This window comes from Enterobacter sp. Ag1 (genome assembly GCA_000277545.1).
Taxonomy (GTDB): domain Bacteria; phylum Pseudomonadota; class Gammaproteobacteria; order Enterobacterales; family Enterobacteriaceae; genus Cedecea.
The window spans coordinates 1-23,864 of sequence record AKXM01000019.1 but is presented as its reverse complement, the minus strand read 5'-3'; the positions used below and the strand labels follow the sequence as shown (position 1 = coordinate 23,864).

Genomic DNA, 23,864 nt, shown 5'->3' with positions numbered 1-23,864 from the left:
GAACTGAAAGTCGATTATTCGTCTCATCCCTGAGACTCACCCCATAAGGGGCCAGCGCAAGCGCTGTTCAAAAACGTTCCTGACGTTTTAGTATTCGTCTCATCCCTGAGACTCACCCCATAAGGGGCCAGCGCAAGCGCTGTTCAAAAACGTTCCTGACGTTTTTGTCCGAGTCCGGGCACCACTATTTAGAAGAACCCGCCTATGGCGGGTTTTTTGCTTTTGGCGAAACGGACTCTGCATCGAACTGAAAGTCGATTATTCGTCTCATCCCTGAGACTCACCCCTTCGGGGCCAGCGCAAGCGCTGTTCAAAAACGTTCCCGACGTTTTAGTATTCGTCTCATCCCTGAGACTCACCCCATGAGGGGCCAGCGCAAGCGCTGTTCAAAAACGCTCCCGACGTTTTAGTATTCGTCTCATCCCTCAGACTCACCCCATAAGGGGCCAGCGCAAGCATTGTTCAAAAACGTTCCCGTTTTACACGATACAAATTTTCAGGGCTAATATTGAGAATGCATATTAGGCAAAACTATAATTTGATAATTTAAAAATCTCAGGAGAATGAGAGCTTTGCTCAAATCCAGCATTGATAATAACCTGGTTCAATGGATTTACGCGCAATAACCCTCGCTTCGACCAACAGCAAGTAAATTCTTTAAGATTATTTACTCGCAGTAATTTTTTAATAAATTCTAAATCTCCAAGAACCATCTCTATCAGTTGAGGACCGATCTGTCCACTGGAGAGAAGATCCTCGATCCCTGCATAAAAAGGACGGTAAGATATTCCATTTAATCTGATTATATCTGTTGCAGGAAGTCCAGAATACATATTCAGGCCAGTTCGCCCAACGACTATAATCTCATTGTAGTTGGCCGCAGTTTGTTGACGCATCATATGATGGTGAATTTCCTCAACTGATAACAAAGTATTATAAGGTTTATTCATTATAAAGTTATGCTTATTAGGCCTATTTTTACCTTGAAATATAGCGTCTGCCAAAGCGTAACTATCGACCAGTGCTCCTGAAGGAACAGCTCCCTCCCTACCCGCAAAATTAGGGAATGATACATCCTGTAGGTGAGTGCCCAGAATATTTTGCACAGGTACATTTAAATCCAATGTAATAGCGAGCGGTGCTCCACCACATCCCGCTAAACGAGCCGGTATTTTTTTTGCAATGCAGCAACATGAAATAACATCCCAACTATTTAAGATCGACACAGCAGAACGTTGCTCGAATGGAGATATAACATTTCGACCAGCTCGACTCATACTACACACGCTACTAACAGTATGAATAATTTTAAGATCGCCATTTATATCGGTTCGCCGCCGCCAACCATCGAGTATTCTCTTAGTCTCCAGTTCACTATATTTTTTATTTAGATATTCATCTCTAAACCTTGCAATTTTATTCTTGTCAAGTTTCTCGCCAAACTTTTTCAAGTTAATATTTAACATAAAAACCTTACATTAGAAAATGGTGAACATTGAAAACACATTAAACACCATCAAATATAAACTCAACAAAAACTGGCTTAACTACTTCAAAATACGTTCATTAAAACATTAACATACATTAATTAAGACTCTTATAACGCCATTAATCATTTGCACCTACAATATTTATCGTCCAGACACACAACTTAAAGCCCCCCAAAAGCGGTTTTTATTTTTACTATTTAAAACGCGCTATTTTATCGTCCACGCATCACTAAACTGTTCGCCACTGAACAGCTCAGACAGGCCGCTAATCTGCTTCAGGCGCAGCACTTCATCAGCGTCCATCCCCAATTCTGATCCGATTTTCAAATCATCCCAGCCCAGACGGGAAAGGTCGCGGACAATATCGGACATCGCCGTTACCTGATGTTTTCCACGCGCCCGGTTATGACGCACCGTCGCGGCAATACATTCGGCTTCGCCACTGGATTCCAGGTTTACCACCGTAATAGGAAGAAAACCGTTAATTCTCTTTTTTGCCACAGGCGATGTTTTTCCTACCAAATGCCGGTGAAACCCATCCACGACCTGAAACTTATCTTTCAGCGGCGTCACCACAATAGGTTGAGTGAATCCATCTGTCTCAATTGAAAGCTGTAACAAGCTTCGTTCAACGGGTGCCATAACGTTAGGGTTATAATCATTGGCCACAATATCGCCCTCACGAACCCAAAGGACACAATCAACCGGCTCTTTTTTAAAAGGGCTGTGCTGATGCATGACTTTTTTGACTTCATTTATTGCGTCCACTTTTGACTCATCCGATTCGACGGAAGAAAGATAATTATCCAGTTGTTTTAATAGCGTATTAAGCATCAGAGGATCCCCCACATTTGTCGTTTCTTTTGTATCCTTTCAAGGTACCGGTTGTAGTGCTGTGGCTTATTAGGGCTAAATGATAGCGTCCGACACCAAAAGTCATTCTTCAATAGCGTCTTACATATCCTTCGCCACGACGGTATATCCCTCGATCCTGAATCTTTATCCTGCTCATCAGGAATATTTTCTGGAAACTCTCGTTCTCTATACCATTTTAAATAAATGGCAATTTTATTCTTGTAATGCTCCGCTGTTTTTTCCGGCATCGATGCCAGTAAAAACATGGCGTACTCTTGCCAGGTTAAATGGCTCGGTTTTGTGATGCTAGTATTGCGGGCATAGAAAGAACCGCTCTGATGCGCATAAATAGCGCCGCTGTTGGCGCCAGCCACGCGCATGCATACCCGGGACCAGGTTTCAGGCTCCAGAACATGGTAGAGCCAAAGCCCACGGCGCGCCTCCGGGCCAAAAGGTTCACACACCCTCATCGCTTTCATAGGGACACCGGCGCGATACATCAGGTCATAAAGCGGATTCCCGGCAGCTTTATATTTGCCGTTAAAAATCCAGATGTCCCGTACCTTCCAGTCGTACAAAGGATAAGCGACACAAAAATTGCCCTCCCGGCTGGCCGTAGTCCAGGGCTTATCATCGGCATAGCGGGTTTTGCTTTGTGAAGCCAGCGCTAAAAAACGGTTGAGGGATTCGTCGGCCCGGATGCCGGTTAACGTGGCCAGACCTTTATCGCCGGAAAGCCAGCGTGAGAACGCTGGCATAAACTCTTCAAAGGTCATGCCATAGCGATAGAAGGGGAAGAAGTTTGGATCGGTAATGGCGTCTTCTGGCGGCCGGCGAACCCATTCCACGCCCTCCTCCCAGCAAATCCATTCCGGCTGAGCCTGCGAAACCCCGTTCACCGTGGTTAGCGGCAAAGCGACCCAGTAAAAATGCCCAACGATATCGTCATATTGCTGCCTGAGTCGCAATACATGGTCGATGGTATACTGGAACTGAACTTCCCAGTCGATAAATAGCACGTCAAACTGACGCTCCCGGCGACGAGCGATTTCAGCCACAAGGTGAAAAAGCACGCTGGAATCCTTTCCACCGGAAAAAGAGACGCAGACCTGATCAAAGGTATCGAATACCCAATCGATTCTCTTTTTAGAAGCATTAAGAACATTATCATCAAGAATGATTTTTTTATCTTTTCTCACAAAAACTCCCTTTTACTGCTGTCTCAACATTACTACGACAGCAAAATCCCTGCATTTCGTTCAATCCACCCAGGATATCTTAGCGCACCAGCCTGGTAATATCCTCCGCCAGGAAACCACGCTCTCCGGATAAAATATTTACATAAATTATGATTCGCATATTTTATATAAACACCATCAATACCGCAGTGCGGTTATGTTATATCCAGCCTCAACCCCAGACAATAAAAATTTAAAATCATCAAGAAAAAACCGTAATCAATTGAATTATCTATATTTAAAATGCAAACAAAAAAACACATCAACAAAAAATCAAAGAAGCCCTATCTACAGCCTGGCGTTAATTTTATTAAAATAATCGCAGATTAATAAAATGGATAACCACGATAGAAATAAGAAATAGCGCAGGCTATGCCGAAACAGAATAGATGAACTATCGTAGTATAAGCGGGCGACTTGCCCGGATCGAAGCAACATCCGGGCCATCAACTCATCCTTAGGGACGATCAACCGCTACCTGTCTTTGACCACAATCAGCGGCTCGATATCGCTCTCTTTTTTAATCACCAGCGAATCATCGCCACGCAGGCAAGTGCCACCGTAGCTGCCGCCCACGGTAAAAGTGCAGACCTGGATGTACTTGCCATCCACCTTCGGCAGGCACCACAGCTGCTGATAGATATTCTTGCGATCCACGAACTTGCCGCTGGTTTTATCCAGCAGTTCATCATGGTGGCTGACCAGATCGATATTGCTGCCGCAGCGCCCGGCAATTGGCTTCACCGCGTAGCCGGTTTTTGACAGCAGGTTGTTCACCTCGAAATCCGTATCCAGCAGGTAACGGTGGTTCGGGAACAGCTGCCAGAGCACCGGCAGAATGGCTTTATTACCGGGGATCACCGTCCACAGCGGTTCAAACACCAGCACTTCCGGGCGAAGCAAGACGTCAATCAGGCGCACTTCTCCCTGTGGATGGCCGGTACGGATCGGCACGGCGGCATATTCGGTTTCGCTAACCTCACGAATTTGCTCAATCGCGGTTTCCCACGCCCAGGTTTTCCAGACACAGTTCACCGCCCGGCCGTCATTATCAATAAGCTGCCCGGCGCTGTCCCAGCTCAGCTCGCCCAGGCCGTGCAATATTTTGGTGTCAAATCCGGCCTGCATCAGCGAACGCTGCATAAACAACGCGTGGTAATCCTCCTCGGCGTCATTGTCCTGCATAATATGGACAAACGGCCGGGCGCTGCTGTGCTTCCAGGCCCCGGTAAGCTCTTCCAGCAAGCCTTCCGCCGGATTATGCCCGGTGCCCCGGTATCCCGTCTTAACCCACTCCTCAAGGATAAGCCCGCTTTCGGTGTGGCAGGAGGCTGAATCGGCGTTGTATTCGTACACCTTCAGCCCGCGCTCATCCATGCAAAAATCCATGCGGCCGCTGACCATCTGGTGGCGGCGCCATTGCCAGGAAAGCCTCAGACGCGGCCAGAGAATTTTGGGAATATCAAAGAGTGCCAGAAGACTGTCGTCTTTCAGCACTTTATCCGTGGCGTGCAGGTACATCAGGTGTAGCTCGTTGGTGGCCTTGATCAGCTCCTGCTCGGCGCTTTCGGTAATAGTGAAATACTGGCAAGGATCTTTATTAATAATGTGGCCATTGGCCTGTATATAGGCCAGTTGAAGTTGATCTTTTTCATTCAGCCATTTGCCGTCGAACTGGCGCTTATTGGCCAGGCGAGCCCCGCCAATTTTTAGCGCTTCACCGCCGATTTCCGGCTGTGGCTCGCTGTTGGTCGTCTCTTCAGTTTGAATCATCCAGCCAAGAATCGACGTGTCGGCAAACGTATCCTGCAGCTTGTAGTGACCGTCGCGTTCAACCAGGGTTAGCTCGCGCGTCCACTGCTGCCCGACGGGTAACGGCGCATGAATCACGTTCTGCTCGGCGATGCGCACTTTGTTGCCGATAAGCTGAGTGATCACCGCGACATGGCCGGTTTCATGAAACTCGCCGCCCTTCTGCCAGATAAGCAACGCGCCCGCCTCTGGCGCCCGTTTTGAGCCATTCGCAAAGGCCTGCAGCGGCAGAATATTGTCGTTCACCACCTGACGTAAAAAACGCAGCGAGAAGATTTCCCACGCCATGTGAACGTCGGTAAAGACAAAGCCGTAGTTTAAGAAGAGAAAGCGGCGGGCAAACTCCACGCACTGCCATTTGTGGCCCATGTATTCGTTGCCGATGTAGCTGCGAAACTCCGCGTCTTCGGGGTAATTTTTCGGGTCGAGGCTGCCGTAATTGGAGGAGTAAATCGCTACGCCACCCGGCGCATAGCCCAGAAGTGTACCAAAGGGCGAATCGTTGTCTGGTGTTGCTGTATGCATGTGTCCAACCTAAATCAGGCAGGCGGCAAAGGTCACGCGGATTGTCGTCTGCACGTTAAAATTAACCTGACAGAGAAGCCGTTATCATACACCTCTGCCAACGGTTTTGTGCAGTCGCGCTTCGTTTAAACAGACATATTCCGGCAGGTCGGGGCCCAAAGAAAAAGGCTGCCTCAGCGGGCAGCCTTTGTTAAAAAGTGACTCAGCCAGTTTATTTGTTCCCGTACTCGCTGCCGTTAACCCAGGCGTGATCTTTCTCCCAGGTAAACATCCACTTGCGTACCGGCCCCGCCATCACGTTCAGGTAATAGCTGTCGTATCCGGCCACCGTCGCCACCGGGTGGTAGCCTTTCGGCACTTTCACCACGTCTTTGTCGTACACCGCCATGCACTCATCCAACGAGCGGTCATCGGTATACACACGCTGCAGACAGAACCCCTGCGGCGGGTTGAGGCGGTGATAATAAGTCTCTTCGAGATAGGTTTCGTTGGGCGGATTATCGGTGTCGTGCTTGTGGCTCGGGTACGAGCTGGTGCAGCCCTCGTTGGTATACACCTCCACCACCAGCAGGCTGTCGGCGGGCTTATCCTCCGGCAGAATATTGTGGACATAGCGCTGGTTGTGGCCTTTGCCGCGCGCCTCGGCATCAATATCCTGCGGGGCAATCAGTCGCGTGGCGTAAGTCCCTTTACCCGGCGCGGAGCAAACGGCCAGTTCGAGCGCGGTGAGCGCCAGAACCTTAACCGTCTCGCCGGACGTCACGTACACGGCCCAGGGTTTACGGCGCTCAAACGGGCTCATGCGGTCGCCTATTTCAGGGAAGCGAGCGAGCGGCGTGTCCACCGTCGCACGTCCTGCGACCAGCACCAGGCAACGCTCTTCCTCCACGGCGGGCAGTTCCAGAACCTGCCCTTCCTGAAGCTGATAAGCGGCGAATCCCACGTAGCCCCAGCCCGCGTTTTCCGGCGTGACGCACTGCGTCTGCCCCTGCGCGTCCGGCCGCTGCCAGCGGGAAAGTAATTCGGCCATGCTCCCTCCTTAAATCAGCCCGGCTTCGCGAGCAAAACGGCTCAAATTAGCGTAGCCCAGCCGCGCGTAGGTCATCGGGTGTGCCACCGCCGGATCCTGCTCAGCCTCAACTACCAGCCAGCCCTGATAGCCATGCTTTTTCAGCAGCGCCATGATCGGCGGGTAGTTCACGCAGCCGTCGCCCGGCACGGTAAATACGCCGCTCAGGACCGCATCCAGGAAGCTGGTTTTGCGGTTTTTCACGTCCGCCAGCACGCCAGCGCGCACATCTTTGCAATGCACGTGGTTAATGCGCGAGATCCAGCGCTCGGCCACCGCCAGCGGATCGGCCCCCGCAAAAGTCAGATGCCCGGTGTCCAGCAGCAGCCCGACTTCCGGCCCGGTGTGAACCATCAAATTATTCACGTCATCCGCGCTCTCAATCACCGTTCCCATATGGTGGTGATAGGCAATTTGCACGCCCTGCTGCTGGGTATAACGGGCGAACGCCGTAAGCTTTTCGCCGTACTCCTGCCAGCGTTCGGCAGGGAAACGGGGCCGTAAATGCACCGGAGTTTGCTGCTCCCCGTGAATGCAGTGGGTGACTTCGGCAAATACCAACACCTTCGCCCCCAGTTCGCGCAGCAGCGTCAGGTGCGGCTGCACGGCCTCAATTTCCTGCTCAACGGAGCGCTCAAGCAAACGGCCAGAATACCAGCCGGAGACCAGCTTCAAATCATGCTTATCGAGAATCGGCCCCAGCACGCCGGCCTCTCGCGGGAATTTATTCCCCAGTTCAAAACCTTCAAATCCGGCCTCTTTTCCTTCGCTCAGGCAGGTGTCCAGCGGCGTGTCGGCGCCCAAAGAAGGCAGATCGTCATTGGTCCAGGTCAGCGGGTTAATGCCTAAATGCACGGTCATAATGCTCTCCTTATTGTTTATGCTGGCCGCGCTCGCGCCACAGGGCGATCAGCCGCAGGTAATTGTCACGGATGCGCGCCACCAGCTGCGCATCGTCGATATCGCGTTTTAACCAGGCCTGCGAGGCTTCGCCAAACAGCGTGCGCCCTACCGCAAAGCCTTTCACAATCGGGTAATTAGCGGCGGCATTGAAGCCATCACGCAGCACCTCTACCGGGGCATCCAGGCCGAGGATCACCACGCCGCGGCAGTGGGGATCGCGTTTATCCACCAGCTCGCTCAGGGCCGCCCAGCCAGCGCTGCTCAGCGGCGGCAGCTTCCACCAGTCCGGGTAGATGCCAAGGTTGTAGAAGCGGGAAACGGCTCTGAGATAAAGCTCGTCGCTGCGCGGCATATTCGCCGGGAGGATAACTTCCAGCAGCAGCTCGTGGCCCGACTGGCAGCAGGCGCGGTACACTTCGGCAATCTTCTGCTCCTGCTCCAGACGCAGAGCGTGGGCATCTTCCGGGTGGAAAAAGACCAGGCACTTAACAATGTGTTCCTGCGGCCAGCTAATCAGCTGCGAACCGATGTTGCCATGTTCCATTTCCAGCGGGCGTGACCCTGGCAGCTCAATCGGGCGGCCGATCCACCAGCCTTCACCGGTGATGGAATTCAGCGCGTCCTGGCCGAAGGTGCCATCGCACAACAGCCCGGCTTTGCCCTCCAGCTCGGCACGCTGAGCGGCTTCGCGGCTAGCCTGTAAAATCAATTGTTTAAGCACCGGAATTCGGCGTAAATCCGCGCCGCTTTTCAGCGCCATCTCTTCCAGTTGGCTGCGGTGATCGAACGCCATCACGCAGAGTTCCGGCCACTGGCGTCGACGCGTGGTGACGCGGTGCAGGTGATTCAGGCGTGCGTCGAGATCCGGGCGAGGCACCTGATGTTCACGCGAAAGGTAATCATCCAGCTCAATTTTGCTCGGCATCGCCGGGGCGCAGCCATGGCGTGAAACCACCAGTGCACCGCAGGCATTGGCATAGCGGCAGGCCTGCTCCCAGCCTTCGTCATTGAGGTAGCCGCGCAGCAGGCCGGACATGAACGCGTCCCCCGCGCCCAGCACGTTGAGCACTTCCACGCGCACGCCGCTGACGTTTATCCCGCCATCCAGCGAGTCAGGGATCAGCCCGAGGAACACGGAACAACCTTGCGCGCCTCGCTTACAGACCAACGTCGCCTCGGTGTTCTGCCGCACTTTTTTCAGTGCCGCGAGCGTGTCGATTGACCCGCCGGCAATGTGGAATTCTTCTTCGGTGCCGACAATCACATCAAAAAGATGCAGAACCGTTTGCAGCTGGGTTGTGACCTGTTCGGCTTCAACAAAGCGCGTCTCGCCGTCGCCGAGGGAGGTCAGCCCCCACAGCACCGGGCGATAATCAATATCCAGCACGGTGCGAACATCGTTCCGGCGGGCATAGCTCAGCGCAGTCAGCACCGCCTCACGGGTACGCGGGTTTGAGAGGTGCGTGCCGGTAATCGCCAGGCAGCGGGCAGAGGCAATGTACTCTTCGCTGAAATCGTCCGCCGTAATCGCCATATCCGCGCAGTTGTCGCGATAAAAAATCAGCGGGAAAGTGTCGCGATCTTTGATGCCCAGCAGCACCAGCGCCGTCAGCCGCTCTTTGTCGGTAATTAAATGGCTGGTGTCGCAGCCGACCTGGCTAAGTTCTTCGCGCAGAAAGCGCCCCATGTGCTCGTCGCCAACGCGCGCCAGCATAGAAGATTTCAGCCCCTGGCGAGCGGTACCGTAGGCCACATTGCCGGAGGAGCCGCCAAGATAACGGGCGAAGCTGCTGGCATCTTCCAGCCGCGCACCAATCTGCTGGCTGTAGAGATCTACCGCGACCCGCCCCATGCAAATCAGATCCAACTGCTTTTCTTTCATGCTTCGTCCTCAGACAATGTCAGATACGTTGACCCAGCGCCCCTGCTGGTGTGACAGGGCGATAGCGTCGAGAATGCGCGACACCTTCCAGCCCTCTTCAAAGTCCGGCCACATCGGCTTATCAGTGGCAATGCCGTCGATCAGATCGCGTACTTCCACCGTTTTTTGATCGTTAAAGCCAATGCCGTGCCCCGCCCCCATACAGAACGAGCCGTAATCCGGGTGAGCCGGACCAACCAGCAGCGTGCGGAACCCCTGGCGGCCTTCGGGATCGCTTTGCAGATAAAGTTTCAGCTCCGCCATGCGTTCCTGGGTAAAGCTCAACGCCCCTTTCGTGCCGGTGATTGTCCAGGTCAGCCCCATTTTTCTACCGCTGGCGACACGTGATGTTTCGATCACGCCCTGGGCGCCGCCTTCAAAACGCACCATCGCGTGGGCCTGATCTTCGTTTTCCACGGCGATCATCTCGCTGCTGCCAGCGGAAGCCGGGCGCTCCGGCACCACGATTTTCAGGTCACCGCAGACTTCGTGGATATCGCCCACCAGGTACTGCGCCATATTGACGATGTGCGCCGCCAGATCCCCCAGCGCGCCAAGCCCGGCGGTTTCTTTGAAACAGTGCCAGTGGATCGGCGAAAGCGGATCGGCCATATAGTCTTCATTGTGGGTACCGTAGAAATGGATCACTTCCCCGATCTCACCGCGTGCAATGATCTGCTTTGCCAGCTGCGCCGTCGGGTTCTTCATGTAGTTGAAGCCGACCAATGTCTTCACTCCAGCCAAATCGGCAGCATCCACCATCAGGCGTGCGTCGCGGGCGTTAAGCGCCAGCGGCTTTTCTGAATAGACGTGCTTGCCGTGGCGAATAGCTTCCAGCGCCATCTCTTTATGCAGGTGGTTTGGGGAACAAATGTCCACCACGTCAATGTTCGGGTCCGCCACCAGTTCGCGCCAGTCGCCGGTGGAGCGATTAAACCCAAACGCCGCGGCGCGTTTTGCCGCCAGCTCCGGCGTGACTTCCGCTACCATTTCACGCACCAGTTCGCCCTGCAGGTCAAAGACCGTCGGCGCCTGGGCGTAGGCGATGGCGTGGGCTTTGCCGATGTAGCCGGTGCCGATTAAACCAATTCTGACCTTTTTCATGTGTTGTTCCTGAAGTCGTGACCAGCCTTTGTACCCTCACCCCAGCCCTCTCCCTAAATGGGAGAGGGTTAGGATGAGGGGCAATCCCTACAGCGCGCCGCGCCGGTTCTTGGCGTAAGTATCAAACGCCACCGCCAGTACGATAATCAGCCCGGTAATGATCTGCTGGTAGTAGGCCGACACGTTCATCAGCACCAGGCCATTAATCAGGATCCCCATGATGATGGCGCCGATGATCGTGCCGCTGATCCGCCCGTAGCCGCCCATCAGCGATGTCCCGCCGATCACCACCGAGGCGATAACGCGCAGCTCGAAGGAGATCCCCGCTACCGCTTCAGCGCTGCCCAATCGGGCGCTGAGCACAAAGCCCGCCAGCCCGGCAAGACAGCCAATCACCACATACACGCTAACCAGCACGCGCCTCACGTTAACCCCGGCGAGGCGAGCCGCTTCCGGGTTGCCGCCGATGGCATACACAAAGCGCCCCCAGCGAGTTTTGTGCAGCGCCAGATAGCCCAGAATCGAGACGATGGCGAAGATCCAGATAGGTATCGAGATGCCGAGCATTTCGCCGCGTCCCCACCAGCGGTAGCCGGCATCAAACCCGGCAATTGGCGCGCCGTCGTTGATCACCAGCGTCAGGCCGCGCCAGATAGTCATCCCGCCCAGCGTGACAATGAACGGCGGCAGACGCAGCCGAGTGACGCCCAGACCGTGCAGGAACCCAATCAGCGTGCCGAGCGCCAGGCAAATCCCCAACCCCAGCAGCCAGCTAAAGCCGCCCCAGGCGTTCGGATCGACAGTGGTAAAGTTATCCCCCTTGATCACGTAGGCTGCGGTCATCGCGCACACGGCCAGGATCGAACCCACCGACAGATCGATACCCGCCGTGAGAATGACAAAGGTCATGCCCACCGCGATGATCCCGTAGATAGAAACCTCGGTCAGGATGTTGAAAATATTACGTTCGGACAGGAAGTTGCTGTTCTGCGACTGGAAGAAGATCAGCAGCAGGAACATGAAGATCAGCACCCCGAAGCGCTCGAAGAAAGCGATCGGATCGAAGCGTGAGGCACTTTTTGCCGGCGTCTGGCTTTTGGTAATCATCTGCGTCATGGGCTCCCCCGTTATGCGGCGCTTAAGGCGCTATGGTTGATGGCCATCAGGGTCATCAGCCGTTCTTCGTTGGCTTCGTCGCCGTGCAGTTCGCCGGTCACTCGCCCTTCACTGAGGGTGATGATCCGATCCGACACCGCGAGAATTTCCGGCAGGTCGGAAGAGATCACGATCACCGCCACGCCTCGCTTAGCCATATCAAACAGCACCTGATGCACTTCAGATTTCGTGCCTACGTCAATGCCGCGAGTCGGCTCGTCGACGATCAACACCCTTGGATTCAGCGCCATACAGCGCGCCAGGATCACTTTTTGCTGGTTCCCGCCGGAGAGCTTGCGCACCTCCTGTTCGGCGTTAACCATTTTGATTTGCAACGCCTGCCGGTAGGACTCAATCAGCGCATCTTCTTTACGCGGGCTAACGAAATAGCGCCAGGTCAGCAGGGACGAAAGGCTGGAGAGCGACAGGTTGTCGCGGATCGACAGGCCCAGCACCGCCCCTTCTTTTTTACGATCTTCCGGCACCAGCGCGATGCCCTGGTCCAGCGCGTGCATCGGGTTTTGAGGCCGGTAAGGTTTGCCGTCCAGCTCGAAACTGCCGGTGGTGAATTTGTCTGCGCCAAACAGGCAGCGAGCAACCTCGGTGCGTCCTGCACCAACCAGCCCGGCGATGCCCAACACTTCTCCGGCGTGCACGTGGAAACTGATGTCTTTCAACGCAATGCCGTGTGGATCAAGCGGCGGCTTTTCACGGCTCAGCCCCTTCACCGCCAGGCGGATGGGCTTGTCTGCATGGTGCGTGAGGCTGGCATCGCGGCGGTTAAACACCACGTCTCGGCCGACCATCAGGCGAATAATTTGCTCCACGTTGGTGCCCGCCACGTCGCCGGAGCCGGTATAGCGGCCATCCTGAAACACGGTGAAACGGTCACAAAGCTGGAAGACTTCATGCAGGCGATGAGTCACATAAATAATGCTGACGCCACGGCCTTTCAGCTCGCGCACCACGCGGTGCAGGCTCTCAACTTCGCTGTCGCTCAGGGCAGCGGATGGCTCATCCATAATGATCAGCCGGGCGTTCAGCGTCAGCGCCCTGGCAATCTCCACCATTTGCTGCTGGGCAACGCTCAGACGGGCCACGGCGGTCGTCGGCGCAACGTTGAGCTGCAAATAATCCAGAATGACCTGCGCTTCCTGGTTCACCGCTTTGCTGTCGACGATCAGGTTGCGGCGGCGCGGCTCGCGGCCAAGAAACATGTTTTCCGCCACCGTCATATTGGGCAGCAGGTTAAACTCTTGATAAATCGTGATAATGCCTTTGTTCTGGCGCGCTACCGGCGAGTCATCCGCAGAAAGCGTTTCACCGTTGAACCAGATCTCACCGCGCGTTTGCGGCTGCGCCCCGGCCAGCGCCTTCAGCAGCGTGGATTTTCCCGCGCCGTTTTCCCCCAGCAGGGCATGGATTTCCCCCTGCCCGACGCTGAGCTGTGCGCTGCTTAACGCCCAAACGCCGGAGAAACTCTTCGCCAGGTCGGTCACTTTCAGTAAAGGTTGCGACATCAGACTGCTCCTCTGTTGCGCCCGCCCGCAGGCGGACGGGCACGTTCAGATTTATTTGCCGGCTTCGCCGATACGCTCTGCTTGATCGAGGTTATCTTTGGTGATCATCGTGGGCGCGTAATCTGCCCCGGTAATCGCCTTCTTCTCGCGGATGTTGGCCACCAGCTGGCTCATCGCCGTTTTCACCGCAAAACCAGGGCGCTGATCGGCGGTTGCCGCCATCCAGCCATCGCGTACGCGGGCCAGCGCTTCCGGCACTGCGTCAAAGCCGGTCACCAGCACTTCACCCGGCTTCATGCCCTGGCCCTGCAGCGCTTCAATCGCACCGAGCGCCATATCGTCGTTGGCGGAGAGGATCACCTGAGGCTTTTTCGGCAGAGACGGCAGAACGCTTTCAACGATGCGCATGCCTTCGGAACGCATCCAGTTCCCGGTCTGATCGGCGACGATCTTGTATTTATCGCCCCCGGCTTTCAGACCATCGCGGATCCCTTTAGTACGTTCGATATTGGAGGAGGAGCCAGGCTGCCCGGTCAGCAGCACGATGTCCGCGCCGTCAGGGAATTTGGCTTTCACAAAGTCCGCCACCGCCTGGCCGCCTTTATAGTTGTTGGCACCAAAGTGCGGCACCGGCTTATCGCTAACAACCGAGCGGTCGAGTGTCACCACCGGCAGCTTGGCATCCTGAATTTCCCCTACAGCGCTCGACACGGCGTTAACGTCGTTTGGCGAAACGATAAAGCCCTGAGCGCCACGGGTGATGGCGTTTTCCAGGTCCGCGACCTGCTTAGGAGAGCTGCCCTGGCTGTCGAGAACCTGCAGCTTGACGCCCATCTCTTTGGCGGCCTGCACGGCGGTGCGCTGCATATGCACTTCAAACGGCATCGCAAGGTTGGGGGTGCTAAAAACAATCTGTTCGTTTTCGGCCAGCGCCGGAGCCGTGGTCAGGGCGATGAGGGCGGCGAGGATCAGCTTTTTCATTATTATCTCTCTTCTATGTGTAGGGTCTTCGGAGGTTACAAAGCAACTTCGCGCTGGCTACGCAGTGACTCCAGCGCCTTGTCGGCCAGGTACAGGGCGCGTTCACCGTCATCGCCGCTGCACTCGGGTTTGGCCTCGCCGCGCAGGACGGCAACAAAGTGCTGCCATTCGGCGGCGTAGGCATCTTTGTAGCGCTGGAGGAAGAAGTGTTCTGGCAACGCGCTGGTGTTCCCGCCGTCGCCAAAGAATTGAACCTGGTTTTCCAGGATATTGCCCGCTGTTAGCAGGCCCTTAGCGCCGTGCAGCTCCAGACGCTGGTCGTAGCCATAGGCCGAGCGGCGGCTGTTCACAATGGTCGCCAGCGCCCCGGAGGCATATTTCAGGACGATAAAAGCAGTGTCGATGTCGCCTGCCTCACCAATCGCCGGATCTACCAGATTGCTGCCCTGGGCATACACGGCCACCGGCTCTTCGCCCATGATGAAGCGAGCCATATCAAAGTCGTGAATGGTCATGTCGCGGAACATGCCGCCGGAGACACGCACATATTCAGCGGGCGGCGGCGACGGGTCGCGGGAGATAATCACCAGCGATTCCGGCGTGCCGATGCGCCCCTGTAGCGCTTCGTTTTTCAGCTTGCGGAACTGAGGGTCAAAGCGGCGGTTAAAGCCGATAAACAGCGGCACATTATGAGCTTTCACCACTTTCAGGCAGTCGCGCACGCGGGCCAGATCCAAATGCACCGGCTTTTCACAGAAGATCGCTTTGCCGTGTTTGGCGGCAAGCTCAATCAGGTCAGCGTGAGTGTCGGTCGCCGAGGCGATCAGCACCGCATGAACCTCCGGGTCGCTCATCGCCTCGGCAACGCTCTGCTGGCGCGCCTGGTATTTTTCGGCAATGCGCGCGGCGTTTTCTGCATTAGGATCGACAACGGACCAGAGGGTGGAATGGGGATGGGCGGCAATATTGGCGGCGTGGATTTGGCCAATACGGCCCGCGCCCAGTAAAGCAATGTTAAACATGGCGGCTCCCGAAAGTGGTGTTGCAGTAGGGTCATGAGCCGGATCTTCCGGCTTTCACATGCAGCTGAATAACGACGCCTTAAATAAAACATTTATTTCATTTTAATGCAGAGTGAAAGTTTCATTTTTGCGCAGAGGTTAACATTTTGATAATTAATCGGCTGTATTTTGTTAGCAAAATCACAACGCCGAATGAATTAAAACCTGCACACAGAAGGGATTTGAGAGGGAGAGCGCACCCATGCTCCAGTACGAGAAGAGAATAAAGCAAAAATGAAATAAACATTCCGCCAGACAGTCCAGCGGAATGCTGAAGGGTTAGTACTGACGGGCGTTTTTGAGCTTAGCGGCGGTTTGTTCAGCGGCATCGGTCACCGTGCTCGAGCGAGCAACCTGAGCGTCTCCGGTGCGCCACCAGGCCTCGTAGTCGTGGGTCATAGTTTTAGGCAGCACTTTGATATCCAGTAGCGTTGGCCCAGGCTCATGCCGGGATGCCTCCAGCGCGGCAAGCAGCTCCGCCTCGCTATTGACCCGCCAGGCTTTGCAGCCGTAGCTTTCGGCATTTTGGGCAAAATCGACCTTCACCAGCGGGCCATCCAGCCTGCCGCTGTGTGGATTTCGATGGCGGTTTTCGGTACCAAAACTGCCCATGCCGTGGCCCATCTGCAGGTTATTGATGCAGCCGAACCCGGCATTATCGAACAGCAGAATGGTGATTTTTATCCCTTCCTGCACGGCGGTTTGCAGCTCGGAATGCAGCATCAGGTAAGAACCGTCCCCCACCATCGCATACACTGGCTGCTGCGGCTTCGCGAGCTTTGCCCCCACCGCCGCGGCAATCTCGTAGCCCATGCACGAATAGCCGTATTCGAGGTGATAGCTGTCCGGCGTTTTTACCTGCCACAGGCGCTGTAAATCCCCCGGCAGCGAACCCGCCGCGCCCACCACGATAGCGTCGTCTTCAATATGCTGATTCACCAGGCCCAGCACGCGGGTTTGAGTCAATGACGTACCTAGCTCACGGCTGTATTCCTGCAACGTTTCGTCCAGATGGCCCGCCACTTCAGGGACTTCTCCCGCCTGCCATTGCCGAGTCCACAGCCGCTGGCACTCCTCGCGCCAGGCCGCTTGAGCGCTAGCAGCTTCGTTCTGCCAGGCGGCGTGATAGCCAGCCTGATGCAGCCCGGCAGTCAACTGCTCTAGCCCAATCCGGGCATCGGCCACCAGCGGCGTGGCGTCCAGCTTCAGGGCGTCGAATTCGGCTACGTTTAGCAGCAGGTACTCAGCCTCGGGTGAAAACAGCGATTTAGAGCCGGTGGTAAAGTCGGTCAGCCGGGTGCCTACGCCGATGATTAAATCCGCCTGCGGGGCCAGTAGGTTAGCCGCCAGGCCGCCCGTCACGCCGAGGCCTCCCAGATTAAGTGAGTGCTCGCTTACAAGCGCACCTTTTCCGGCCTGGGTTTCGGCAAACGGTAGCCCGAAGCGTTCCACAAAATCCTGAAAAACCTGATGCGCGCCGGAATAGCGAACCCCACCGCCGCAAATAACCAGTGGACGACGCTTGCTGGCAATGAGCTTTAGCGCGGCATGTAGCCGATTTTCATCCGGCGGACGCCGCTCGATATGGTGCACTCGCCGGGCAAAGAAGCTTTGCGGATAATCCCAGGCTTCACCCTGCACATCCTGCGGCAGGCAAATCGTTACCGCGCCGGTATCCGCAGGGTTAGTAAGCACTCGCATGGCGCTAATCATGGCGCTCATCAGCTGCTCCGGGCGGTTGATTCTGTCCCAGTAACGGGACACCGGCCGGAAGCAGTCGTTGGTGCTAATGCTCAGGTCATGAAACTGCTCGATTTGCTGGAGCACCGGGTCCGGCTGGCGGCTGGCGTAAATATCGCCGGGCAAGAGCAGAAGCGGAATACGGTTGGCGGTGGCCGTTGCGGCGGCAGTCACCATATTGGCTGCCCCCGGCCCCACGGATGAAGTCACGGCGTAAATACGCTGCCGCCGGTGTTGCTTGGCGAAGCCGGTGGCGATATGCGCCATGCCCTGTTCGTTACAGCCCTGATGCACCTTCAGGTGGCCGGGGTCCTCCTCCAGCGCCTGCCCAAGCCCGAGCACGTTGCCGTGCCCGAAAATGGTCATTACGCCTTCCACAAAGGGCGCTTCCTGCCCGTCGATTTCAACGTACTGCTGGTTTAAAAACCTGACCAGCGCCTGCGCCATAGTCATGCGGTGTGTGGTCATCTTTCCTCCCCTTAGCCCAGCGTGGGCATTGAGAATGCAGATCCTTGCTGATGGCTGGTTTCCGGCCAGCGAGCGGTGACGGTTTTCATCCGCGTATAGAAACGCACGCCGTCGCTGCCGTGCACGTTCAGCGGCCCGAAGATAGAACGCTTCCAGCCGCCAAAGCTGTGGAAAGCCATCGGCACCGGGATAGGCACGTTCACGCCGACCATGCCCACCAGAACTTCTTCGGTGAATCGCCTTGCGGTACCACCGTCACGGGTAAAAATCGCCGTGCCGTTGCCGTATTCGTGCTTGTTGATCAGTTCCAGCGCGCTGGCGTAATCCGGCACGCGCACCACGCTCAGTACCGGGCCGAAAATCTCTTCTTTATAAATGGTCATCTCAGGCGTGACATGGTCAAACAGCGTTGGGCCAACAAAATAGCCGCCTTCATGGCCTGCAAGCCTCAGGCCCCGACCGTCCACGCGCAGCGTCGCGCCCTGCTGCTCTCCGCTATCAATATAGCCCAGCACTTTGGCCCGGTGCGGTGCAGAAATGAGCGGCCCCATTTCGTTTTCCGGCTCCTGCCCAAGGCCCGGCCCCACACGCAGCGTAGCAAGCTGTTTTTCCAGCCCAGCACACAGCGCATCTGCGGTTTCGTCCCCCACGGCAACCACCACCGAAAGCGCCATGCAGCGTTCCCCCGCGGCACCAAAAGCCGCCCCCATAATGGCGTTAGTTGCCATCTCCAGATCGGCATCCGGCATCAAAATACAGTGGTTTTTCGCCCCGCCCAGCGCCTGACAGCGCTTGCCGTGGGCAGAAGCGGTCTGGTAAATGTATTCGGCAATCGGCGTAGAGCCGACAAAGCTAACGGCCTGAATCCTTGGGTCGGTCAGCAATACGTCCACGGCTTCTTTATCGCCCTGCACCACGTTAAACACGCCGTCCGGCAGCCCGGCTTCCTTCAGCAACTGAGCCAGACGCAGCGACAGAGACGGATCTTTTTCCGACGGTTTGAGCACAAAGGTATTCCCGGTTGCCAGCGCGATAGGGAACATCCACATCGGCACCATTGCCGGGAAATTAAACGGCGTGATCCCCGCACAGACGCCAAGCGGCTGCATCAGAGAATGGCTGTCCACGCCCGTACCCACGTTGGCCGAATGCTCGCCCTTTTGCAGATGCGGGATGCCGCAGGCGAATTCCACCACTTCAAGACCGCGGGTCAGTTCGCCCACCGCGTCAGAATAAACCTTGCCGTGCTCTTCGCTGATGAGCTTCGCCAGGCCGTCCATATGTTCCTCAAGCAGGCTTTTAAAGCGGAACATCACGCGGGCGCGCTTGAGCGGAGACTGGCGAGCCCAGCCTGGAAACGCCTGCTGGGCAGCGGCAATGGCCTGCTCCGTCTGCCTGGCCGTGCTCATGGCGACCTGGCGGATCTGCGCGCCGGTCGCCGGGTTAAAGATCGCCTGTACCCGCTGGCCTTCGCCCGCGACGCATTCACCGTGGATAAAATTCGCTACCGTCTCCATCTCTGGCCTCTTGCTGTTAGGGTTGTCTCCCGAACACTGTATATGAAACAAACATTCCATTTTAAGTTCAAATAAAATAAATGTTGATTATTGTGATCAACACTTCGTTTTTATGTTAACCCGCAGAATGAGGTGCAAAGACTGAGACGTCAGTGTCGTTTCAGCCCCCGCCAGTTTTGGTGCATCTGTTTCATTTTTGCCAGTACTACGCTTAAATACGTTTCAGCGAATACTTTTGAGGATGGCAAATTGACCACCGCGACAACCCTGAGCGAACTCCAGCAGCAGATCCGCGACCGCTACGACAGCCTGAGCAAAAGGCTGCAGCAGGTTTCCCGCTACGTGCTGGATAACACCAATAGCGTGGCATTTGATACCGTAGCCGCCATTGCCGAACGGGCGGAGGTGCCGCCCTCAACGCTTATCCGCTTTGCCAATGCCTTTGATTTCAGCGGGTTCAACGAAATGAAACAGCTGTTTCGCATGAATCTGGTGGAAGAGACGGCCAGCTATACCGATCGGGCGAGGCTGTTCCGTGAGCTGGGCAGCGAAGCCGTGCCGGAAACCCCGCTGGATATTTTGCAGGAGTTTGCCCGCTCAAATGCTCAGGCCCTGCAGCAGCTGGCCGCCCGTACCGAACCGGAAATGCTGCAGCGTGCCGTGGAATTGCTGGCCGAAGCAGACACGATATACGTTGTCGGCCTGCGCCGCTCCTTTAGCGTGGCGGCTTATCTGACCTACGCTCTGAGCCATCTGGATTGCCGCGCCGTGCTGCTGGACGGGCTTGGCGGCATGCTGCGTGAGCAAGTCAATCGGGTGAAAGCGAAAGATATTGTGGTGTCGATAAGCTTCTCCCCGTATGCCGAAGAGACGCTGATGGTGAGTGAAATTGCCGCCCAGGCGGGGGCTCGACAGATAGTGATCACGGACAGCCAAATTAGCCCATTCGCCACGTTTAGCGATCTCTGTTTTGTGGTGAAAGAGGCGCAGGTAGACGCCTTCCGCTCGCAGTCCGCCACGCTTTGCCTGGTGCAGTCGCTGATGGTGGCGCTCGCGTATTATCAGGGCACGCCCCACAGCGCGCTCTCGCCGGAGGCCTGATTTTCGGATTGCCGAATGTCTCCGCAGGGTTAAGATGGAAACAACGTTTCAAAAATAACTCTTACCCTAAGGAGACACCATGCCCTACGAAGCCAGCCCGTCGCGTTATCAATCTATGCAGTATCGCTTCTGCGGCCAGAGCGGCCTGCAGCTGCCCGCGCTTTCTCTCGGCTTGTGGCACAGTTTTGGCGGCGTGAGTCCGCTGGAGTCCCAGCGCGATCTGCTGCGCACCGCGTTCGATCTGGGTATTACGCATTTCGATCTGGCGAATAACTACGGGCCGCCTCCGGGCTCGGCGGAAGAAAACTTTGGCCGCCTGCTGAAGCAGGATTTTGGCAGCTACCGCGACGAGCTGATTATTGCCACCAAAGCGGGGTATGACATGTGGCCAGGCCCTTATGGTTCCGGCGGCTCACGTAAGTACCTGCTGGCAAGTTTGGATCAGAGCCTGAAGCGCATGGGGCTGGAGTATGTCGATATCTTCTATTCCCATCGCGTGGATGAGAGAACGCCGATGGAAGAAACGGCCAGCGCCCTGGCACATGCGGTGCAAAGCGGCAAAGCGCTTTACGTCGGGATCTCCTCTTACTCCGCCGAAAGAACACAAAAAATGGCCGATCTGCTGCGAGAATGGAAAATTCCACTGCTTATTCACCAGCCCTCCTACAACCTGTTAAACCGCTGGGTCGATAAATGCGGCCTGCTGGACACGCTGCAGCACAACGGTAGCGGCTGTATCGCCTTTACCCCGCTCGCCCAGGGCCTGCTGACCGGCAAATACCTGAACGGCATCCCGGAAGGCTCAAGGATGCAGGTGGAAGGCAATAAAATTCGCGGGCTGAATGAAAAGATGCTGACCGAGGCGAATCTCAGTAGCCTGCGCTTACTCAACGAGATGGCGCTGGAGCGTGGCCAGACAATGGCACAGATGGCGCTGAGCTGGCTGCTGAAAGATGAGCGCGTCACCTCAGTATTGATCGGTGCCAGCCGGGCAGAACAGCTGAAAGAGAATGTGAAAGCGCTGGATAATCTGCACTTTACCGCAGAAGAGCTGGAGCGAATTGACCGCCACGTCGCCGATGGCGAGCTAAATCTGTGGCAGGCATCGTCCGACAAATAAAAGCCAAAGCCCCTGTAAACAGGGGCTTAGTTTTTAATATTTCCCGCTGCGGGAAAGCTTGTCGAGATAGCCCATCACAAACGCCGACAGCACAAACGTCAGGTGGATGATCACGTACCACATCAGCTTGTTGTCCGGCACGTTTTTAGCGTCCATAAAAATACGCAGCAGATGGATGGAAGAGATGGCCACGATGGATGCCGCAACTTTATTCTTCAGCGAGCCAGAGTCCATTTTCCCCAGCCAGCTTAGTTTCTCTTTGCCTTCGTAAATATCCAGCGTCGAGACAAAGTTCTCATAGCCGGAAAACATCACCATCACCAGCAGGCCGCCGACCAGCGCCATATCCACCAGCGAGAGCAGGGTCAAAATTAAGTCAGCCTCCGCAATCGAGAAGATATTCGGGAGAACGTGAATGATCTCCTGGAAAAACTTCACCGTCAGCGCAAGCAGGGCCAGAGATAACCCGAAGTAAACCGGGGCCAGAAGCCAGCGCGAGGCGTACATCGCATTCTCAATAAAACGTTCCATAATGTCCTGTCTGGAAATAGCAAAAGGGCGTCATTATAGCGAATTCCGGCGTTTAAGCGTGAGCCCCAGACGCAGGATTACAGGGCTCACACGCTGTTCAGGTCGATCTCCGGGCGCTGATACTGTGGCCATACCAACGCGACCAGTGCAGGATAAGCGTCGCGGCTAAACTCGTTAAAACACTGGCGCAGGTTCAGCACTTCAATATCTGACAATGGCACCTGCTCACCTTCGGCACAGCGTTTTTTAATATTGTCATAATATTTATACACCGCCGAATTTAAATCACTGCAGCGGCGCTGGGCGCTAAATAAAACCGGCTGGGAAGTCAGTTCATCGATACGCATTTTTTTAATTGTGGCGTGAGTAAAATCAATATACTCACTGTTAATACGCCAATAATAGCTAGGCGTAATTTTAGACATCAGCATGCCAAAATAATCTTCCCGCTCTTCGCTGGTGGTGATGGGTTGTATTTCACCCGCCGCACGATTTTTCTTATTATTTGAAGCGCTAAACTCCTTGAGCATAACCAATACAGCACACAACAAAATCAAAATGGTGACAATAGAATAAAATATGCTGTGCATAAGAAACTCCTGTTTTTTTTATTTTTGAATTGAGGCATCATATCGCGAGTCTCTGAACCTGAATATTGAACCGATTTCAAAGGATCACATTCGATGCTGCCTGAACACTTCTTACCACGGCGCTATCCCGTTGTTGCACCGTCAACGCTCCCTGCAGAAGCTGAAAATAGTACCACGTCGGAAGTCGTTCAGGACAAGATTTTAACGCTGGAAAAAAACATCCTGAGCGGCAGTCATTATGCCGGGCAGGCCAAAAACCGCCTGCTTGAAGAAACCGATCGTCATATTAAAGAGCGTCTGCTGTGCGCAGTTCGGATAGAGGCGTTACACGCCCTGATTGGCGAACTGGTTGAAAAAGAACTTATTAGTGCCGCCGATTTGCAGATGCTTATCGAAGACAAAACCGCCTGGGTGGGTAGCAAGGAGCAGGAAATTTGGGTTAATCAAATGACCCAAGAAAAACCCTGGCCATTATGCTATTCAATTGAGGAGTAGTGCTATGGCAGAACCTCTAAAAAAACAGCCCTTGTTAATTAGCGCTGATGAAAATAAAGACCATGAATTTACGTTAAGTAAAAATATAGCGATTCTGGTTCGCCTTAAGAATGAAAATATCACCCGTAATACGCAGGAAGTTACGGATATTACTTCGGCGCTTATCGACCTGAAGTGGATGAATCGCCGTGAAATCTTCCCGTGGCGTGCCAAAGAAGAGGTGTATGGGGCGGTGCTGGAAGAGATCCTCAGCCATCATCCAAAGCTTAAAGAGCAGATTCTTAAGCGGCTGGAAGGGCATTATCAGCGCCTGAAAGAGCAGGAAGCCCAGACGCTGTCGATGACCCGTGGTCTTGCAGAGAAGACGTGGAAGAGTTCTACGCTGTGAGTGGGGTTTGCCCCTTCCCCTGGCCCTCTCCCCAGTGGGGCGAGGGAATATAAAGAGTAATAAAATTTAACGATTTCTCTCTTTGGCTGCCTGTTAGTCACAAATAAGCTATATGAAGGTTCAGCTAAGGTTCCGTTCACCTCAAGCACAGCTTTATATGCAGCCCCCAAACTTGTGAACGACTCGGTGGAGTCACCGTCACTCCCCCGAGACCCCGGACTCCCGGCCAAATAAATCGACCGCTGAAGCGGCAGACCTCCGTTTTATCTCCCAGTCCTGG

Annotated in this window: 20 protein-coding genes; 4 read left to right on the top strand and 16 right to left on the bottom strand. The window is 55.0% G+C overall.

Going from position 1 to position 23,864, the window contains the following annotated elements:
* Positions 1–521 precede the first annotated feature (521 nt).
* The 14 genes from A936_RS22430 to A936_RS09445 all read right to left on the bottom strand — a co-directional run bounded on the left by A936_RS22430 (position 522) and on the right by A936_RS09445 (position 19,359).
* Entirely contained in the window at positions 522–1,466 is a 945-nt protein-coding gene (locus A936_RS22430; protein WP_008457044.1) for a hypothetical protein, read from the bottom strand.
* 231 nt (positions 1,467–1,697) lie between these two features.
* Positions 1,698–2,324: an IbrB-like domain-containing protein gene (locus A936_RS09505; protein ID WP_008457042.1), complete on the bottom strand. Its 627-nt coding sequence runs from the start codon at positions 2,322–2,324 to the stop codon at positions 1,698–1,700.
* The gene (locus A936_RS09500) at positions 2,324–3,544 is read right to left on the bottom strand and encodes a phosphoadenosine phosphosulfate reductase (protein ID WP_008457039.1); all 1,221 of its coding nucleotides are present in this window, start codon (positions 3,542–3,544) and stop codon (positions 2,324–2,326) included. Before A936_RS09500 ends, A936_RS09505 begins: the two co-directional genes overlap by 1 nt.
* 513 nt (positions 3,545–4,057) lie before the next feature.
* Positions 4,058–5,920 (bottom strand): bifunctional glutathionylspermidine amidase/synthase, encoded by a 1,863-nt coding sequence (gene gss / locus A936_RS09495; RefSeq protein WP_008457037.1) that lies wholly within the window; start codon positions 5,918–5,920, stop codon positions 4,058–4,060.
* A 211-nt stretch (positions 5,921–6,131) separates the two neighbouring features.
* Positions 6,132–6,950, bottom strand: coding sequence for a 5-deoxy-glucuronate isomerase (gene iolB, locus A936_RS09490; protein WP_008457035.1), 819 nt, complete (start codon positions 6,948–6,950; stop codon positions 6,132–6,134).
* A gap of 9 nt (positions 6,951–6,959) precedes the next feature.
* Positions 6,960–7,850 carry a myo-inosose-2 dehydratase gene (gene iolE, locus A936_RS09485; protein ID WP_008457033.1) on the bottom strand — a complete coding sequence of 297 codons (891 nt, stop codon included), beginning with the start codon at positions 7,848–7,850 and terminating at the stop codon, positions 6,960–6,962.
* Between the two features lie 10 nt (positions 7,851–7,860).
* The gene (locus A936_RS09480) at positions 7,861–9,774 is read right to left on the bottom strand and encodes a bifunctional 5-dehydro-2-deoxygluconokinase/5-dehydro-2-deoxyphosphogluconate aldolase (RefSeq protein ID WP_008457031.1); all 1,914 of its coding nucleotides are present in this window, start codon (positions 9,772–9,774) and stop codon (positions 7,861–7,863) included.
* A gap of 9 nt (positions 9,775–9,783) precedes the next feature.
* Positions 9,784–10,917, bottom strand: coding sequence for a Gfo/Idh/MocA family protein (locus A936_RS09475; RefSeq protein WP_008457029.1), 1,134 nt, complete (start codon positions 10,915–10,917; stop codon positions 9,784–9,786).
* Positions 10,918–11,004: 87 nt separating this feature from the next.
* Entirely contained in the window at positions 11,005–12,033 is a 1,029-nt protein-coding gene (locus A936_RS09470) for an ABC transporter permease (RefSeq protein ID WP_008457026.1), read from the bottom strand.
* An 11-nt stretch (positions 12,034–12,044) separates the two neighbouring features.
* Positions 12,045–13,592, bottom strand: coding sequence for a sugar ABC transporter ATP-binding protein (locus tag A936_RS09465; protein ID WP_008457024.1), 1,548 nt, complete (start codon positions 13,590–13,592; stop codon positions 12,045–12,047).
* A gap of 51 nt (positions 13,593–13,643) precedes the next feature.
* Entirely contained in the window at positions 13,644–14,573 is a 930-nt protein-coding gene (locus tag A936_RS09460; RefSeq protein WP_008457022.1) for a sugar ABC transporter substrate-binding protein, read from the bottom strand.
* A 35-nt stretch (positions 14,574–14,608) separates the two neighbouring features.
* Positions 14,609–15,595: an inositol 2-dehydrogenase gene (iolG, locus tag A936_RS09455; RefSeq protein ID WP_008457020.1), complete on the bottom strand. Its 987-nt coding sequence runs from the start codon at positions 15,593–15,595 to the stop codon at positions 14,609–14,611.
* Between the two features lie 318 nt (positions 15,596–15,913).
* Entirely contained in the window at positions 15,914–17,842 is a 1,929-nt protein-coding gene (gene iolD, locus A936_RS09450; RefSeq protein WP_008457018.1) for a 3D-(3,5/4)-trihydroxycyclohexane-1,2-dione acylhydrolase (decyclizing), read from the bottom strand.
* A gap of 11 nt (positions 17,843–17,853) precedes the next feature.
* Positions 17,854–19,359: a CoA-acylating methylmalonate-semialdehyde dehydrogenase gene (locus A936_RS09445; protein ID WP_008457016.1), complete on the bottom strand. Its 1,506-nt coding sequence runs from the start codon at positions 19,357–19,359 to the stop codon at positions 17,854–17,856.
* Positions 19,360–19,608: 249 nt separating this feature from the next.
* Here A936_RS09445 and A936_RS09440 point away from each other — a divergent pair, with 249 nt between their 5' ends.
* Entirely contained in the window at positions 19,609–20,460 is an 852-nt protein-coding gene (locus A936_RS09440; RefSeq protein ID WP_008457013.1) for a MurR/RpiR family transcriptional regulator, read from the top strand.
* Positions 20,461–20,539: 79 nt separating this feature from the next.
* On the top strand, positions 20,540–21,580 hold the full coding sequence (mgrA, locus tag A936_RS09435; RefSeq protein WP_008457011.1) for an L-glyceraldehyde 3-phosphate reductase: 1,041 nt from the start codon (positions 20,540–20,542) through the stop codon (positions 21,578–21,580).
* A 33-nt stretch (positions 21,581–21,613) separates the two neighbouring features.
* Here mgrA and A936_RS09430 read toward each other — a convergent pair whose 3' ends face one another.
* The gene (locus tag A936_RS09430; protein WP_008457009.1) at positions 21,614–22,111 is read right to left on the bottom strand and encodes a TIGR00645 family protein; all 498 of its coding nucleotides are present in this window, start codon (positions 22,109–22,111) and stop codon (positions 21,614–21,616) included.
* Positions 22,112–22,197: 86 nt separating this feature from the next.
* Positions 22,198–22,701: an ESA_00282 family adhesion-associated protein gene (locus A936_RS09425; protein WP_008457007.1), complete on the bottom strand. Its 504-nt coding sequence runs from the start codon at positions 22,699–22,701 to the stop codon at positions 22,198–22,200.
* A 93-nt stretch (positions 22,702–22,794) separates the two neighbouring features.
* Between A936_RS09425 and A936_RS09420 the strand changes: the two genes are divergently transcribed.
* Positions 22,795–23,196 (top strand): hypothetical protein, encoded by a 402-nt coding sequence (locus A936_RS09420; RefSeq protein ID WP_008457005.1) that lies wholly within the window; start codon positions 22,795–22,797, stop codon positions 23,194–23,196.
* 4 nt (positions 23,197–23,200) lie between these two features.
* Positions 23,201–23,584 carry a hypothetical protein gene (locus A936_RS09415; RefSeq protein WP_008457003.1) on the top strand — a complete coding sequence of 128 codons (384 nt, stop codon included), beginning with the start codon at positions 23,201–23,203 and terminating at the stop codon, positions 23,582–23,584.
* The last annotated feature ends 280 nt before the right edge of the window (positions 23,585–23,864 follow it).

Bases quoted from the DNA above. Each gene is read 5' to 3' on its own strand.
- A936_RS22430 (WP_008457044.1), bottom strand. From the start codon at position 1,466: ATGTTAAATATTAACTTGAAAAAGTTTGGCGAGAAACTTGACAAGAAT.
- A936_RS09505 (WP_008457042.1), bottom strand. From the start codon at position 2,324: ATGCTTAATACGCTATTAAAACAACTGGATAATTATCTTTCTTCCGTC.
- gss (WP_008457037.1), bottom strand. From the start codon at position 5,920: ATGCATACAGCAACACCAGACAACGATTCGCCCTTTGGTACACTTCTG.
- iolB (WP_008457035.1), bottom strand. From the start codon at position 6,950: ATGGCCGAATTACTTTCCCGCTGGCAGCGGCCGGACGCGCAGGGGCAG.
- iolE (WP_008457033.1), bottom strand. From the start codon at position 7,850: ATGACCGTGCATTTAGGCATTAACCCGCTGACCTGGACCAATGACGAT.
- A936_RS09480 (WP_008457031.1), bottom strand. From the start codon at position 9,774: ATGAAAGAAAAGCAGTTGGATCTGATTTGCATGGGGCGGGTCGCGGTA.
- A936_RS09475 (WP_008457029.1), bottom strand. From the start codon at position 10,917: ATGAAAAAGGTCAGAATTGGTTTAATCGGCACCGGCTACATCGGCAAA.
- A936_RS09470 (WP_008457026.1), bottom strand. From the start codon at position 12,033: ATGACGCAGATGATTACCAAAAGCCAGACGCCGGCAAAAAGTGCCTCA.
- A936_RS09465 (WP_008457024.1), bottom strand. From the start codon at position 13,592: ATGTCGCAACCTTTACTGAAAGTGACCGACCTGGCGAAGAGTTTCTCC.
- A936_RS09460 (WP_008457022.1), bottom strand. From the start codon at position 14,573: ATGAAAAAGCTGATCCTCGCCGCCCTCATCGCCCTGACCACGGCTCCG.
- iolG (WP_008457020.1), bottom strand. From the start codon at position 15,595: ATGTTTAACATTGCTTTACTGGGCGCGGGCCGTATTGGCCAAATCCAC.
- iolD (WP_008457018.1), bottom strand. From the start codon at position 17,842: ATGACCACACACCGCATGACTATGGCGCAGGCGCTGGTCAGGTTTTTA.
- A936_RS09445 (WP_008457016.1), bottom strand. From the start codon at position 19,359: ATGGAGACGGTAGCGAATTTTATCCACGGTGAATGCGTCGCGGGCGAA.
- mgrA (WP_008457011.1), top strand. From the start codon at position 20,540: ATGCCCTACGAAGCCAGCCCGTCGCGTTATCAATCTATGCAGTATCGC.
- A936_RS09430 (WP_008457009.1), bottom strand. From the start codon at position 22,111: ATGGAACGTTTTATTGAGAATGCGATGTACGCCTCGCGCTGGCTTCTG.
- A936_RS09425 (WP_008457007.1), bottom strand. From the start codon at position 22,701: ATGCACAGCATATTTTATTCTATTGTCACCATTTTGATTTTGTTGTGT.
- A936_RS09420 (WP_008457005.1), top strand. From the start codon at position 22,795: ATGCTGCCTGAACACTTCTTACCACGGCGCTATCCCGTTGTTGCACCG.
- A936_RS09415 (WP_008457003.1), top strand. From the start codon at position 23,201: ATGGCAGAACCTCTAAAAAAACAGCCCTTGTTAATTAGCGCTGATGAA.